The following is a 15,242-nucleotide window of genomic DNA, read 5'->3' as shown; positions in this document are numbered from 1 at the left end:
TAAATACTGAGTCAATGCTAGCCAACTTTTTAATAGTGATCTCAGTGGCAATGGAAATAAAAACCATTGCAACAAAATCAGGTACGCTGGTAAATAGGCTAAAAACATGCTAATATAGCGAATTTAAACCGTGCTAAAAACAGTATACGGAAGGAGAGGGATTCGAACCCTCGATACGACTTTTGGGTCGTATAACGGTTTAGCAAACCGCCGCCTTCAGCCGCTCGGCCACCCTTCCAAATTTAGAACCTAAAGATTATATAATACCAAGACCTCTACCACCTGTCTAATGCTTTTAATTGCAATATTTGTATCTGTTCAGATGCATGGCTAATGCTGAAACAAAAATTCCAGTGCTCCCTTTCTTGTCATCCCAGTGCCCAGACACTGGGATCCAGGATTTTGATTAGCACTAAGTTGGTGAGCATATAAGTGTTATGTTAAAATATAACGTTTTTACGGAAAGTCTGGATCCCAGTGTCACGCACTGGAATGACATCGTTTACTATGTGCCATATTGCAATGTTCGTACAGTTGTGCGCGGTATAGATTCCGCTAACAAGTAGCGGAATGACGAATTTGTTGTTTTTCAAATTGTGGGCAAACCTAAGCCACTTTAGCTATAAATCAATAAAAACTAATTTCTGCTTTTTTCAATGATTTTCTTTGCTTCTTCCACACCAACCCATTCTCCAACTGCTACCGTTTTTCCCTTTTCCAGATCTTTATAATGAGAAAAGAAATGAGTAATTTTATCTAGTAGGCTTTTAGATAAGTCAGAATAGTCCTTTATATTGTCATAATAGCTATCAACACTGGAAACAGGCACTGCTAATATTTTCTCATCTTCTCCTTTTTCATCTTTAGTGAGTAATGCGCCTATTGGACGCACCGATATTAAAACACTAGATGCTAAGGGAAATTGAGTTAGCACCAAAACATCCACAGGATCACCATCACCTGCGCAGGTATTTGGTACAAACCCATAATTGCAAGGATAAGTCATTGAGGTAGATAAAAATCTGTCAACTTGTAACAACCTAAACTCTTTATTAAATTCATACTTTACAGGCTCAGCATTCGCACTTATTTCAATTACCACATTCACCGCATTTGGTCCTGCTGTTATTTTACTTAAATCCATAAATTACCTCTTAACTTGAGAATAAGCATTATACAATATATGCTTTTAAGTTGCTACATTTATGTAATTCTAAACTTATTTTGCACGGGCTGTCCTAAATTTTCATTCGTCATCTTATTGACTGTTGAAAGTGGTGGTTCCTGTGATAATTGAAATAAAGCATATACTATTACGATAGTAAGCCCTGCAGCAATTACTAGATTAGCAAAATTATCCTGTGGTAGGACACCTTTTATTGGATTAAATAATTTTTGCTCCATAAAGAAATAATCAGCAACATATAACCCAACAGATAATACAAACATACCTAAAATAAGTTTACAGACTGTGTTTTTATGGTCTTTTTCTTTTTTCTTGCTGGTGATAGGATTTGGCCTACATTCATTCTCTTCTTGCAGCACTGAGTAGTATATATTATCAGGGCTCGTTACTAATTGTTCAAATTCATCACTATTTTGGTTTTTTAACAGTTGCTCTAGGGTGTTTTTTTTATTTATAGGACATATTAATCCATCCATTTTCAATGCTTTCTCTTGCTGATCCACATTCGCATGGTCGATTGTACATTTATCTCCACTTGATAATCTGATCATGTGTAGTGCGCTAGCTAAGAATATTATATAGCTCTTTATTAACTGATTCTCACATATCTCTAATACTTCTCTTTTTACTGTTTTGTTAGGTGACGAAAGTTCTTTATAGTAGTGACTACCCAAAGAAAAGAACAATGCTATATCTTTATCTACTTTTATGTCATGAATGGAATAATAGCTGCTGATAACGCACTTATTTAATGCAAATTCTCTGTCATATTTGTTTAATGTATTTCCTTCACTTAGTAACTTTCTAAGACCAATGAGTACTTTATTTTCAAAATCTTCTTCTGTTTTAAATATTGGTTCTCTCTTTGGATTTGCTAAGATGTTAAGTAAATCTAATTTTCTTCCACCTACTACTCCTTTTATATCTTCATTTAACTTAGATCCTTTAATAACTTCACATATTTTATCTATGACATCTTTAGTATTCAGGTTATTGTTTTCACTTAGAATTTGATAAGCTTGAACATAAATTAAAAACAGCCCTTGTAGGCTAAATTTTAAGTTAAAATATTTATCTAATGGTTCCTCTTTTTTTCTAATGAATTTAGACAAACCAAAATGATTTCTGTGATCCATAAAACAATCTAAGTTAGCATGTTGAAAGCTACCTAAAAAAATAAATAACGTCTCTAATAAATTACCCTTATCAACAATTTTTATTAGTTCTTCAATTTCTTTTATCATTGCTGAAACCTATAATGTTCTACTTTATAGTATAAGGGATACATCGCAAAATAGCAATAAATGTTATTAGACTTCTTGCATAACCCAAACTAAGTAGAAAAAGGTATAGCTATACCGCCGCGGCACTAACAAGAGATCCCGCTAACACGCAGCGGGATACTATCTACACCGTCATACCGCGATTCATTCGCGGTATCTCTCAACATAGATCCCGCTAACACGTAGCGGGATGACGAGACTTATCTTTATGCTGCCACGAACCGTCATACCGCCGCGGTATCTCTTAGCCGCTAACAAGTAGCGAAATGACAACAATCCTACGTCATACCGCCGCGGCGCTAACAAGAGATCCCGCTAGCGGGATGACGAGCTTATCTTCATGCTGCCACGAACTGTCATACCGCCGCGGTATCTCCAGATCCCGCTAACAAGCAGTGGGATGACGAAACTTATCTTTATGCTGCCGCGAACCGTCATACCGCGATTCATTCGCGGTATCTCTCAGCCACTAACAAGAGATCCCGCTAGCGGGATGACGGTTGTCGTTTAGCTACAAACATTAAGAAATTTACCAAACGAAAAAAAGGCAAAAGAAGCCCCGTGGTTGGCTAATTACTTACATTATACTTTCAAGTATGGCGTTTTTTTATTCTAAACGCTTAATAACCACGACTCAGCTGCTTTTAAGCTGCAACTAATCTAAATTATAAACATTAAGAAATTTACTAAACAGAAAAAAAGGCAAAAGAAACCCTAGGGTAGCTAATTATTCACTATCCATTTTTTAAGTTGGCGTTTTTTAATGTTTTAAATGCTTTATAAGCGTATTTCAGCTTGTGTAGGTAAAAACCCAGAATTTGATAAAGACATAGAGTGCACATAGTGCAAAAAATTAAACATGAGACGCCAGATACGTGAGTTTTTTGTCATTTAATCTGTACAGAGAAGATAAATAAATAGCTTCAGTTTCATGATAAGGGGGCTGGCGGAGTTTGTCAAGCAAGTTTTTTCGTTTCTGTTATATGGTTATGCAAGAAGTCTATTGTATGTTTACACTCTGCATTAAAGCTTTTAGTTAAGAGCATATCCATCCACCGCCGATAACTTGCTCATCTTTATACGCTACACAGGCTTGACCTGGACTGATGCCAAAGTAATCGTCGTTTAAAATGACACAGGCTTTATTTTTTTCGTCAGTTGAATGTATTGTTGCTAAACTTCCCACATGTGATGATCTCAGCTTCACAGTTACTTCCATACCTTCCTTTGGTTGTTCTAACCAATTTAACTCCTTGATCAATATTTTTTTTTGCATTAATACGTTGATCGGACCTACTATAACCTCATTATTTTCTGTATTAATTTTTATCACATAAAGAGGTTCATTGTGTGCGATACCCAAGCCCTTTCTTTGCCCCACTGTAAAATTTACTATGCCACTGTGCTCGCCTAGCACTTTTCCATTAACATCCACTATTTTACCTTTCTGTACAGATTGTGGAGCTAATTTAGCTATTGTTTTACTATAGCTTTCGGAAACAAAGCATATATCTTGACTGTCCTGCTTTTCAGAAATTTGTAAGCTGAAATACTTTGCTAATTTTCTTATATCACTTTTATAGAACCCACCTAGTGGAAATCGCAAAAGCTTCAATTGCTCTTGAGTTGTAGCAAACAAAAAATAACTTTGATCTTTACTTTTATCAATGCTTCTGCACAACTTTACCTCACCATTTTTTTCTAACCTTCTCACGTAATGTCCTGTTACGAGCACATCCGCACCAAGATTTTTTGTAACTTGCAATAGATCACGAAATTTTACCGTTTGGTTACATCTCACGCATGGTATGGGAGTTTCCCCACGCATATAGGTACTCGCAAAATCCTCTATTACTTCCTTTTTGAATATTTCCTCATAGTTTAAAATATAGTGAGGAAAGCCAACACTTTCAGCTACACGCTTAGCGTCATAAATATCCTGTCCAGCGCAGCATGCGCCCTTTCTTGCGTTAGCATTACCGTCGGTGCCATAGAGTTGAAGAGTCACACCTACCACTTTGTACCCAAGGTTATGTAGCAGTGCTGCAGCAACGGAGCTATCAACTCCCCCGGACATTGCAACAACAGCCTTGGTCTGGTGCGGAGCTTTATCTTTTAGCAGAGGTTCTATTTCAAATTCTTTTAGCATAATCGCCTTAATTTATAAACACAAACTTGGTGTCATGCAAGTAGCTGACACTGGAATCTAGTTTCTATTACACAATTTCATCGAAACAGCATACTTGTTTATAGTCAATTTTTCTGGATCCCAGTGTTGGCTACTTGGATGACATCTTTATGCTTGAGGTAAAATTTGCTATAAAATTCGATGAACTACCTTTAAAAATAATTTAATCCTGCTTAAATAAAACATGGCCAAAATAATCCATGTTTTCAAGCACTTTTCCGCTACCCAGAGCAACACAACAAAGTGGGTCATCTGCAACACGAACCGGTAATTTTGTTGTTTCACTGATAACTTTACCTAGATTACGTAATAATCCACCACCACCGGATAAAACTATTCCTCTATCGACTATATCAGAAGAAAGTTCAGGTGGAGTGCTCTCCAGCGCAGTCTTAATAGCAGAAATTATCTGATGTACAGGCTCTATTAAACTCTCTGCAACTTGGTATTCTGATAAAAGCATTTCTTTTGGCATGCCACTCACTAAATCCCTGCCCTTAATTATCATTCCCTCTTTGTTATTTTCACCTGGCAGACTGGCTGAACCTATGCTTTTCTTAATTTTCTCAGCGGTTGTTTCACCGATTAATAATTTATGATTTTCACGAATATATGACTTTATTGCCTCATCCATAATATCGCCACCTACTCTGGCAGAACGTGAATAAACAATTCCGCCTAAAGAAATAATTGCAACTTCAGTTGTACCGCCTCCTATATCAACAATCATAGAACCCTCAGGTTCAGTAACCGGGAGCCCAGCTCCGATTGCTGCAGCCATTGGTTCTTCAATTAAAAATACTTCATTTGCACCAGCACTTTCTGCTGCATCTTGTATAGCACGCCTTTCAACTGGCGTGGATCCAGATGGAACGCATATGATAATATTAGGTTTATTAACAGTGAATTTTGTGTTTGCACTGTGTATGAAATATTTTAGCATTTCTTCCGCACTTTTAAAATCAGCAATAACTCCATCCTTTAAGGGCCTTATCGCCTCTATTTCTCCAGGCGTTTTCCCAAGCATCATTTTAGCTTTTTTACCAAAAGCATAAGGAACGTAACTTCCTTTTTCTTTTATTCTTGCTACAACTGAAGGCTCATCAAGCACTATTCCCTGATTTTTCTGATAAACTAAAGTGTTTGCAGTACCAAGGTCTATAGCAATATCGCTAGCAAACAAACCTTTGAAAGTAAAAAGGCTATAAAACTTTCCGGTTAATTTTCGAACAAAATTCATACATAACTCAAGAAAACCATTTATTAAGACAAATTATACTTTTCAGATAAGTAGTAAGTAACACACTCAACGTCTAAACCCTTACCTGTTACTTTTTTTAGCAGTTCCAGGCCACACTTTGCACTGTATATATTTTGAGATAACCAACTGATAAGTAAACTAAAATCTCCTTTTATTATAGCACTTAATGATTCGTAATGATTCTTTTTAACGCAAGAGAAAATCTGCACAGCAGCAATTAAAGCAATAATTTTTATAGGAAAGTAGCCCATAACACCGCTTGCCCAATATTCATCTTGAAAATAAGTGTTTAGCTCATTTTCAGCTTTTACTGGAATTTTATAGTGCTTCATACCTTCCAGCCACGCATCATGCAGGTCTTTGACTTCCAATGTACCATTTATTATATCTTGTTCTAACCTAGTTCTCAACATAATATGAGCTAACAGACTAAATTCATCTGCATTTTTTAAAAAAGAAGAAAGGTTTATTTCATTGAAAATCAAGTACAAATTTTCAACACTGCTAACTTTCTCGTTAGTTTTGCCTTTTATAGCAAATTTCTCTTTTATGTGTGGTTGAATAAACTCAATAAATTCTCTGGATGTTCCAATCATCCTTTCCATGAATAACCCTTGAGTTTCATACATAACATGTCTCGTAATTGGACTACTTATAGAATTTTGCGCTAAACATTTTTGATAAATTGCATAACCACTATGCCGTAAAAGTGAAAATAAACCATAACAAAAATCAGATTCATCATAATCTATAGGGTAGTAATAAGAAGTACGAATCTCATTTAGTGCAATACCCATTTGCTGTAAACATAATGAGCCAAGTTCAATCTGTTTCTGAGTAGCAACTTTTTGTATATTAGTAACCTTATCCTTTTTCTGCTTTTCAATTATTTTATCTACATTTTCGCTAAAAAATTTGCCTACCTTGGGGAATACTTCCCTTATATTCTTTTCTGTGATATCAGAGTCATAGTCAGCAAGCAGTGAGTCGTATTTTGAGCATTTTAATTGCTGCGATTTTATAGAAGCTACTTCGCGAATGAGTGTGATTAAATCAGTAAAACGTTCTTTTAGTTTTTCTAAGTTACTGGTTTCAGAATGAGATAGCTTCCATAAATTTTGGCATTCAACCTTAGCTTTGGATAAAGACTTTACTAAATCAATAGGAACAGCACTGTTGCTTTTATGTATTCTCTCTATTAACTTTAGCTGCTGAGTATTTGCACTTTTTTTGTTACCAAGAGCATCTGCTAATGATTCCTTTATTGCGTCATGAGAGATAATTTCATGTCTGATTTCTTCTAGAAGACTCATTTGTTCAACTTTGTCCTCTATATTCAATTGGCTTTGGTTTAGTACTTTTAGCGTATTTTCGATATTCTTTACCCTATATAATACTTCCTCTAAAAACTTATAAGATTGCATATTTGTTCATTATTTTAGAAAACATCTGTTTAATACCGTAATAGATTAATAATAAAGTTAAAAGTATATTTGCTTAAAGTACAATAAAAAATTGTACTTTTTATTCTTTTATTGGATTTTTCTACTCAGAGTCCAGCATATTATAGGAAAATTAATTGTAAGGCTGTAGAAAAAGTATTTAGTATTTTATTTCTCTTGACTATATTACAATATGGAGAGATATTAGCTACTGAAATTAAAGTTACGCACTATTTAAAATTTATGGAGGTTTAGTAATGTGGAGTAGACTGGTTATAATGTGCTGTTTTTGTTTATTACTTACTGGTGTAAGTTCTTGCCCAAAAAAAGGAGCAAATACAACAAATAAAATAAATTCTGTTGTTAAGCAGATAGGTGATAAAAGGGTTTTCTTTGGTTATGATGAATCTAGTATTGCTGAAGTAAGTGCAGATGCATTACTTGACGTAATGGAGGTGTTACAAGATAACCCTGACGCGAAGGTTACTTTAACTGGTCACACTGACAACCGTGGTTCTCATGAATATAATCTTGCGCTAGGCGCTAGAAGGGCTGATGCAGCTAAAAAATTTATGGTTAGTTGTACACCTTACATAGAAAACAGAATAAAAACTGCTTCTAAAGGTGAAACTGAGCCTTTGGTTAATGTAAAAGATGATTCTAGAAATTCTAAATATGAAAAAGAGCATGCTAAAAATCGTAGAGTGGAATTTTCATTTTCTGGAATAAAGAAATAGTTTCTTGCATTAAAACCTGGATCCCAGTGTCAAACACTGGGATGACATAAAGAAAGGGCACTGGGGTAGACAAAAAAGGACAAACTTATCATATTTCGTTGCTTGTTAGCGGGATCTATATATACCACAAATAAGTCGCGGTATGACGTAAGAGATCTGACCTTTCTGGCCATCAAGAGACATAATGGAATTAGAGTTATTATTTCAAAATGTGGTTAATAGTTTTGCTTTCTATAACAATCAAGTTGCAGTTGCAGTATCAGGTGGTGTAGATAGTATAGTCTTACTGCACTTAATGACTAACTGGGCAAAAAAAAACAAGCTTTCACTTCCTATAGCATTAACAGTAAATCATGGATTACGTCCAGAGTCTCAAAAAGAAGCTGATTTTGTTGTAAGTTATGCAAAGGAACTTGGAGCAAAGGAATCGTTCATATTAAATTGGGAGAAGCAAAATATTAAAGGCAATATTCAGTTACAGGCACGAAAAGCACGGTATAAGTTACTAGCAGAGTGGTGTAAAAATAATAATGTTAAATATTTACTTGTTGCTCATCACAAAGATGATCAAGCAGAAACGTTCTTGTTAAGATTAGAGCGAGGTAGTGGCGTAGATGGATTATCATCAATGGACTACAAGTCTTTCCTAAATGGTATTTATATATTTAGGCCATTGTTAAATTTTAGTCGTAGTGAAATAGAAAAGTACGCTAAGCTTCATCGGTTAAAATGGATCGAAGATAGAAGCAATCATGACTTAAAATACAGACGAACTTTATACCGTAACTTACTTAAAGCAAGTGATAATCAAGAGATTTTAACAGAGCGAATATGCCTCACAGCCCTTCATATGAAAAGAGCTGCAAAAGCGTTGATGCACTACACACGCCTTGCGTTTAATGACTGCGTTAATGTGCATGATCTTGGTTATATTGAAATTAAACTAAGTGAATTTTATCAATTGCCAGAGGAAATAGCCTTGAGGCTTCTTCTTTACTCTATAATGGCAATTGCCAGTAAACATTATAAACCAAGGTACAGCAGCCTCATTGCAATATTTAATAGAATATTGCAAAAGGATAGTAATGTTAACTGTACACTTTCTGGGTGTAAAATAAGAAAGTATGGAGAAAATATCTTAATAATTAGAGAATCGTCAAGGATACAAGAAATTACCGTAAACCTACCTTTAAATGAACCTACCCAATGGGATAACAGATTTAGCTGCACAATACTCGGAAATCAAGGGTGTTCAGTTATCATCGCTCCATTAAAAAAAACACAAAAAGTTCCTGAATTTCTGAAGGATTACAACTGCTGCCCTGAAGTTTTCTACTCTTTGCCTGCAGTACAAAAAGATAGCAAGGTGCTTGCTTATCCTGATGTAAATTATAACGGAAAAAATACCAATGACGATAAGGTTCAATGCATTATTAATAGCACGATAAAACAAAATTTGGTAAGCTTGATTAGTATTTAGTTAGAAATAGAAATGAAAAAATTTTTAGAAGGCTTATTGATCTGGTTAGTAATTATTGTTCTTATTTCAGTTGCTTATATTCAATTTAGCGGAAATGTAGGTAAAAGTAAAACAATTATACCTTTTTCGGAATTTTTAACTAGACTAGGAGACAATGATGTAGAAAATATTGTCATAAAAAACCAGAGCATTGAAGGCAAGTTCAGGGACGGTTCAAGTTTCAATTCAAGCGGTGTCATATATAGCGACCTAATAAAAAATTTACATGATAGAAAAGTGAGATTCTCCTTTTCAACTGGAGATTCTGCCATGAACGTAATTGGTGGATTACTTATCTCATGGGTCCCAACATTTATCTTTATTGGCTTTTTGCTATTCTTTCTTAAACAAACACAAGCGGGAGGCAACAGCACTATAAGCTTTGGCAAGTCAAGGGCTAGACTCATGACTAGTGGAAAAAAAGTAACATTTGATGATGTTGCTGGAATTGATGAAGCAAAAGAAGAGCTAGTAGAGATCGTTGATTTCCTTAAACAAAGGCAAAAATTTCAAATATTAGGTGGAAAAATACCAAAAGGGTGCCTTTTAATTGGCTCTCCTGGAACTGGTAAAACTTTACTTGCTCGTGCAATTGCAGGAGAAGCTAATGTGCCATTCTTTAGCATTTCTGGATCTGATTTTGTTGAAATGTTTGTTGGTGTTGGTGCGAGCCGTGTTCGTGATATGTTTGATCAAGGCAAGAAAAATGCTCCTTGTATAATTTTTATAGATGAGATAGATGCGGTGGGTAGACATCGTGGCATTGGTCTTGGTGGCGGCAATGATGAAAGAGAACAAACATTAAATCAGTTATTAGTTGAGATGGATGGCTTTGAGTCTAATGAAGGTGTAATAATAATTGCTGCGACTAACCGTCCGGATGTCTTAGATCCAGCACTGCTTAGACCTGGTCGTTTTGACCGACAGATTACTATTTCTTTACCCGATATAAATGGGCGTGAAAAGATATTAAATACTCATATAAAGAAAATATCAATAGCACCAGATGTAAACGTGAAAACAGTTGCAAGAGGAACACCAGGTTTTTCAGGGGCTGATCTAGCAAATTTGGTGAATGAATCTGCACTTATCGCTGCAAGAAGAAACAAGAAAATTGTTACCATGGATGATTTTGAATATGCACGTGATAAAGTAATGATGGGCGTAGAAAGACGATCCCTAATTATGACAGAAGAGGAAAAGAGACTGACTGCATACCATGAAGCTGGTCATGCGATAATTGCGGTTAATATGCCTGCTTCTGATCCTATACACAAGGCAACAATCATTCCAAGAGGTATGGCCTTAGGTTTAGTTATGAGACTACCGGAAACAGATAGAGTGTCCCACACAAGAGAAAAGCTGATAGCAGATATAACTGTTGCCATGGGTGGCAGGGCAGCAGAAGAGTTAATTTTTGGCTACGATAAAGTTACAAGTGGCGCGTCTTCTGATATACGACAAGCATCTAACATAGCACGTGCTATGGTAAAAAAATGTGGAATGAATGATGAGATAGGGCTAGTGTATCACAATCGTGAGCAGCAAGATCCACAACATCCTCATATGACATCTGAAGATACGCTAAAGCTCATAGATGAAGAAGTGAAAAAAATCATATCTTCTTGCTATGAAAAAGCAAAAGACATTTTGACCAAGCATAAGAAAGGCTTAGAGCTTATTGCTGAAAATCTACTGGAGTTTGAAACTTTAACAGGAGATGAAATAAAGGATATACTAAACGGAAAAAAAATTGTTAGAGAAGAAAATGAGAAGAATGAGAAAGTAAAAAAATCCTCTCTCTATGAGAGTTGACCTCATCTTAAAAATGCTAATCAGCTAACGCTGCAATAAAACATTCAGAATTGTAACTGTCAATATAAATTATATTAAAATATTCATAATATTGCATTTTCATCACAATAATGCTATCATTCAGTTAGTATTAATGTTTAATGAGGTGTGAGTAATGATTGATATAGCTTCTATTGGTGTAAGTACAGTTATTGATCAGAATTATAGAAGAAAAGCACAATTATGTTTATCAGGATTATTTGTAACTGTGTCAATAGCAACTGTTACCTGGTTTATTTTCCCTGCGTCACAAAATGTATTAGCTCCGTTTTTACTTCCGGCTATGTTCTTGCTCTTCACTTTATCGATGGGTTATTACATGTTCATATTTAGTTGTGAAGAAAAATCTTTGGTAAAGAATGTTCTTGGTATGGTTGAACCGGCTGAATCGGTAAAGAGAGTGCATTGCCAAGAAAATATTAAATCCTTATTAGCAGAAGTGAGAAGTACTACGAAAGATAGGTTTCGTAACGTGCTTGTTAATCTTTGTTTTGAAGATCGTAGTAAAGCACACAAACTTGCATTATATGTGAAAGAAATTGACGATATTGTGTCTTCAATAAAAAATAAAGACCTCTTAGACCATTTTGATCAATTTTTTACTATTACTGAAGTAAGCAATAAAAAAAATAGAAGTGAATTAATGAACCTCGCAAGGGCATATAAGATGATAAGTGAAGAAGATCCAGACAAAATACAGGATTTTTTAGCTACTCAAACAAAAAGTTATTCATATGAAATAATGTTACCTGAAATTGATAATTTTCTATCACAAGCTAGGTGATTTTATCAATAATTTCATTGTGTACGTGATTATCATTTTTTGTTTCAATTCCAGTGATAACACTGCACCTAACGGGCTCTTTTATGGCTATTTCCTGAAATCCTTTTCTGACCTTATTGTAAAAATTAACATCCATTTCTTCATATTTATTCTTGTCTTTTGCTCTATTTAACCCAACTTTAACATCAATATCTAGAATGAATGTAATATCTGGATATTTAATTTCCACTAGCTTATGTAAGTCCCTTATTAGCCCTAAGTCAACTCCAAACCCATATCCTTGATATGCAATAGTTGAATCAATAAACCGATCACAAATCACTATTTTTCCTTCTGCAAGAGCTGGTAATATTAATTTTTTCATATGTTCGCGCCTCATCGAGATAAGTAGCAAGAGTTCAGAAATAGAATCAATATTATTCGTTAACAATACTCCTCTTACCTTCTCTGCAAAGTTAGTGCCACCTGGTTCTCGAGTCAATACCACATTATTTTCGCCGCGAATTTGCTTAAAATGATTTGCAAGTAGCTTAGATTGTGTTGTTTTACCAGAGCCGTCTATTCCTTCGAAAGTTATGAACATAAGTTTTATAATTATAATGCTAAAAAAGAATATGCAAACAGTATACATAGAAACCGTTTGACATTTAAATAATAAGACCGTAAATTACATGTGGTATAATAATAGTCTATGGTTGCTCTGAATACTCTTAAAGTCGATTTTAGTTTTACTGCAAAAGATTTTAATCTTTTGGGAGTAGACAATAAATATTATGCATTAAGTGACTGTTGTGGAAAAAATGGTCTTATTATAATGTTTATATGCAATCACTGTCCTTACGTTCAGTCAATTATTAGCAATCTGGTAAGCGATGTTGATCAATTGAAAAAAGATTATCAGGTAAACACCATTGCAATAATGCCAAATGATGTAAATGAATATCCAGAAGATTCCTTTGAAAATATGATTAATTTTGCCAAGGAAAATAAGTTTATATTTCCATATTTAATTGATAGTACACAGAAAATAGCTAAAGAATACGGGGCTGTTTGCACTCCTGACTTTTTCGGCTTTAATTCCAATTTAAACCTTTGCTATCGTGGACGTTTTAACGACACAAAAAAAGAAAAGGTTCAAAGCTATGAAGTAGGAAGTAGTGACTTATTTCAAGCTATGAAATTTATTGCAGAAACTGGTAATTCTCCAATTGACCAAAAATCAAGTATTGGCTGCTCAATTAAATGGTCTAATTCTACAGGTTAAATATCATGCACAGTGGCTCTCAGCATTTGTTTGATATTATAATTTTGCTTTCTGCTGCTGTGTTTATAGTCATAGCATTTTGGAAAATGAATATTAGTCCAGTGCTTGGTTACTTCGTTGCAGGTGCAGTTATTGGTTCTCACGGATTTAATCTGATACACTCAGCTGAAGCAATGGATAATCTTGCAGAATTTGGTGTAGTTTTTCTATTATTCATTATAGGCCTTGAATTGACATTTGAACGCCTGATCGCTATGCGTATTCATGTATTTGGGTTCGGTTCTCTTCAAGTTATAGTTACCATGGTAGCAATATGGTGCATCGCTCTTGCTTTCGGAGTGAATACGAATATAGCAACAGTTATTGGTGGTGGGCTTGCGCTATCCTCAACAGCAATAGTGTTGCAGGTTCTGCAAGAAAAAGGTTCTCAAGCAAGTCAGGTTGGTAGGTTGTCGATAGCAGTGCTATTAATGCAAGATTTTGCAGTGGTACCATTAATAGTATTGGTACCTTTACTTACTGGCAATTCTGAGCACAGCCTGATAAGCTCATTGGCAGGTTCATTGGTGCAAGCAGCTATTGCATTAGTGCTGATATTTATAACTGGTAGATTATTGCTTAGACCTTTATTTTCGGTTATTGCTAAAATGGAAAGTAATGAGATCTTTATATCAACAACGCTTTTAATAGTATTAGGAGCAGCATTTATTACTGAGCAATTCCATTTATCGTTAGCATTAGGTGCATTTGTTGCTGGATTGTTAGTTGCAGAAACAGAATATAGACACTCAGTAGAACACGCAGTATTGCCATTTAAAGATTTGTTTCTTGGCTTATTTTTCATGACTGTTGGTATGTCCATCAATACCGAACTTTTACTCAATAAGTTACCACTAATTACTTTATTATCGATTATCCTTATCGTTTTAAAAACATCTATTATATATATATTGTGTAGATTTTTTGGGTTTAAGAGTGCACCTGCTATACAAGCTGGGTTACTGCTTTCACAAGGCGGTGAATTTGCGTTTATTTTGTTTCGCTTAGCAGATGAGCTAAATGTGCTACCAAGTGAAATCGCTCAAGTACTTATGATGATAACTACAGTAACCATGGCTTTCACTCCTCTTTTATCGGGGCTTGGAGATTGGATAGCAAACTCATTTAGCACTGAGAAAACAATATTAGATGATGAAGCTGTTGAAACAGATACACAAGATCTTTATAACCATGTGATAGTTGCTGGATTTGGTAGAGTGGGATATATGGTAACAAAAATGCTTACGGCAGAGCATTTAAGTTACGTTGTTGTAGATATTCAATCGAAAATAGTCAAAGAAGGAAAAAGTGATAGTTTTCCTATATATCTTGGAGATGTTACAAGATATGAAATTTTAAAATCGGTAGGAATAGAAAGAGCTCAAGCTCTCGTTATTTCAATAAGGAATGAAGTTACTATAAAAAAAGTTGTTTCTTTAGTTGCAGCAAATTTTCCGCATGTAAATATTGTAATACGCTTACCAGATCTGGGTAATGTGGAGGTTTATAGAGATCTAGGAGCTAGTAAAATTATTCCTGAAACATCTGAGATAGGATTGCAGCTAGGTGGAGCTGCACTGAGCCTTAGTGGTATTAGCGAAAGTGGAGTTACGTCTTTAAAAAGTAGATTCAGAAAAGGCAATTACAGTATGTTAAAAGACCTTGGTAGTGATAAAGATGAATAA

Annotated in this window: 13 protein-coding genes and 1 tRNA gene; 6 read left to right on the top strand and 8 right to left on the bottom strand. The window is 34.9% G+C overall.

The window, feature by feature from the left end:
* Nucleotides 1-147: 147 nt before the first annotated feature.
* The 7 genes from J4T77_RS06650 to J4T77_RS06620 form a co-directional block, all read right to left on the bottom strand.
* A tRNA-Ser gene (locus J4T77_RS06650) sits at nt 148-238 on the bottom strand.
* 202 nt (nt 239-440) lie between these two features.
* Nucleotides 441-593 (bottom strand): hypothetical protein, encoded by a 153-nt coding sequence (locus J4T77_RS06645; protein WP_179943781.1) that lies wholly within the window; start codon nt 591-593, stop codon nt 441-443.
* A gap of 44 nt (nt 594-637) precedes the next feature.
* Nucleotides 638-1,144 carry an inorganic diphosphatase gene (gene ppa, locus J4T77_RS06640; RefSeq protein ID WP_010082061.1) on the bottom strand — a complete coding sequence of 169 codons (507 nt, stop codon included), beginning with the start codon at nt 1,142-1,144 and terminating at the stop codon, nt 638-640.
* Between the two features lie 59 nt (nt 1,145-1,203).
* Complete coding sequence (locus tag J4T77_RS06635; protein ID WP_233641035.1) at nt 1,204-2,430, bottom strand: WD1261 family protein; 1,227 nt, start codon at nt 2,428-2,430, stop codon at nt 1,204-1,206.
* A gap of 1,075 nt (nt 2,431-3,505) precedes the next feature.
* On the bottom strand, nt 3,506-4,618 hold the full coding sequence (gene mnmA / locus J4T77_RS06630; protein WP_038199627.1) for a tRNA 2-thiouridine(34) synthase MnmA: 1,113 nt from the start codon (nt 4,616-4,618) through the stop codon (nt 3,506-3,508).
* A 202-nt stretch (nt 4,619-4,820) separates the two neighbouring features.
* Nucleotides 4,821-5,897, bottom strand: a complete 1,077-nt coding sequence (locus J4T77_RS06625) for a rod shape-determining protein (RefSeq protein WP_190321064.1) — start codon at nt 5,895-5,897, stop codon at nt 4,821-4,823.
* Nucleotides 5,898-5,920: 23 nt separating this feature from the next.
* Nucleotides 5,921-7,342, bottom strand: a complete 1,422-nt coding sequence (locus J4T77_RS06620) for a gluzincin family metallopeptidase (RefSeq protein WP_010963135.1) — start codon at nt 7,340-7,342, stop codon at nt 5,921-5,923.
* 275 nt (nt 7,343-7,617) lie between these two features.
* Between J4T77_RS06620 and J4T77_RS06615 the strand changes: the two genes are divergently transcribed.
* From J4T77_RS06615 to J4T77_RS06600, 4 genes are all read left to right on the top strand, one after another.
* Nucleotides 7,618-8,097, top strand: coding sequence for an OmpA family protein (locus tag J4T77_RS06615; protein WP_010081889.1), 480 nt, complete (start codon nt 7,618-7,620; stop codon nt 8,095-8,097).
* Between the two features lie 184 nt (nt 8,098-8,281).
* Complete coding sequence (gene tilS, locus J4T77_RS06610; protein ID WP_190321063.1) at nt 8,282-9,577, top strand: tRNA lysidine(34) synthetase TilS; 1,296 nt, start codon at nt 8,282-8,284, stop codon at nt 9,575-9,577.
* A gap of 12 nt (nt 9,578-9,589) precedes the next feature.
* Nucleotides 9,590-11,431: an ATP-dependent zinc metalloprotease FtsH gene (gene ftsH / locus J4T77_RS06605; protein WP_190321062.1), complete on the top strand. Its 1,842-nt coding sequence runs from the start codon at nt 9,590-9,592 to the stop codon at nt 11,429-11,431.
* Between the two features lie 154 nt (nt 11,432-11,585).
* Nucleotides 11,586-12,254, top strand: a complete 669-nt coding sequence (locus J4T77_RS06600; RefSeq protein WP_010081999.1) for a hypothetical protein — start codon at nt 11,586-11,588, stop codon at nt 12,252-12,254.
* Here the strand turns inward: J4T77_RS06600 and tmk are convergent.
* The gene (gene tmk / locus J4T77_RS06595; protein ID WP_010081998.1) at nt 12,247-12,837 is read right to left on the bottom strand and encodes a dTMP kinase; all 591 of its coding nucleotides are present in this window, start codon (nt 12,835-12,837) and stop codon (nt 12,247-12,249) included. The genes J4T77_RS06600 and tmk overlap by 8 nt on opposite strands.
* A 108-nt stretch (nt 12,838-12,945) precedes the next feature.
* On the opposite strand from tmk, the gene J4T77_RS06590 reads away from it, so the two are divergent.
* The gene (locus tag J4T77_RS06590; RefSeq protein ID WP_190321061.1) at nt 12,946-13,518 is read left to right on the top strand and encodes a thioredoxin family protein; all 573 of its coding nucleotides are present in this window, start codon (nt 12,946-12,948) and stop codon (nt 13,516-13,518) included.
* Nucleotides 13,519-13,523: 5 nt separating this feature from the next.
* Nucleotides 13,524-15,242: a monovalent cation:proton antiporter-2 (CPA2) family protein gene (locus tag J4T77_RS06585; RefSeq protein WP_190321060.1), complete on the top strand. Its 1,719-nt coding sequence runs from the start codon at nt 13,524-13,526 to the stop codon at nt 15,240-15,242.

This window comes from Wolbachia endosymbiont of Drosophila innubila, from assembly GCF_021378375.1.
GTDB lineage: Bacteria > Pseudomonadota > Alphaproteobacteria > Rickettsiales > Anaplasmataceae > Wolbachia > Wolbachia pipientis.
This window is presented reverse-complemented; position numbering and strand designations above follow the sequence as displayed.

Excerpts from the sequence above, each read along its gene's own strand:
- mnmA (WP_038199627.1), bottom strand. The coding sequence starts at position 4,618 with ATGCTAAAAGAATTTGAAATAGAACCTCTGCTAAAAGATAAAGCTCCG.
- J4T77_RS06625 (WP_190321064.1), bottom strand. The coding sequence starts at position 5,897 with ATGAATTTTGTTCGAAAATTAACCGGAAAGTTTTATAGCCTTTTTACT.
- J4T77_RS06590 (WP_190321061.1), top strand. The coding sequence starts at position 12,946 with ATGGTTGCTCTGAATACTCTTAAAGTCGATTTTAGTTTTACTGCAAAA.
- J4T77_RS06600 (WP_010081999.1), top strand. The coding sequence starts at position 11,586 with ATGATTGATATAGCTTCTATTGGTGTAAGTACAGTTATTGATCAGAAT.
- J4T77_RS06585 (WP_190321060.1), top strand. The coding sequence starts at position 13,524 with ATGCACAGTGGCTCTCAGCATTTGTTTGATATTATAATTTTGCTTTCT.
- tmk (WP_010081998.1), bottom strand. The coding sequence starts at position 12,837 with ATGTTCATAACTTTCGAAGGAATAGACGGCTCTGGTAAAACAACACAA.
- J4T77_RS06615 (WP_010081889.1), top strand. The coding sequence starts at position 7,618 with ATGTGGAGTAGACTGGTTATAATGTGCTGTTTTTGTTTATTACTTACT.
- ftsH (WP_190321062.1), top strand. The coding sequence starts at position 9,590 with ATGAAAAAATTTTTAGAAGGCTTATTGATCTGGTTAGTAATTATTGTT.
- J4T77_RS06635 (WP_233641035.1), bottom strand. The coding sequence starts at position 2,430 with ATGATAAAAGAAATTGAAGAACTAATAAAAATTGTTGATAAGGGTAAT.
- J4T77_RS06620 (WP_010963135.1), bottom strand. The coding sequence starts at position 7,342 with ATGCAATCTTATAAGTTTTTAGAGGAAGTATTATATAGGGTAAAGAAT.
- ppa (WP_010082061.1), bottom strand. The coding sequence starts at position 1,144 with ATGGATTTAAGTAAAATAACAGCAGGACCAAATGCGGTGAATGTGGTA.
- tilS (WP_190321063.1), top strand. The coding sequence starts at position 8,282 with ATGGAATTAGAGTTATTATTTCAAAATGTGGTTAATAGTTTTGCTTTC.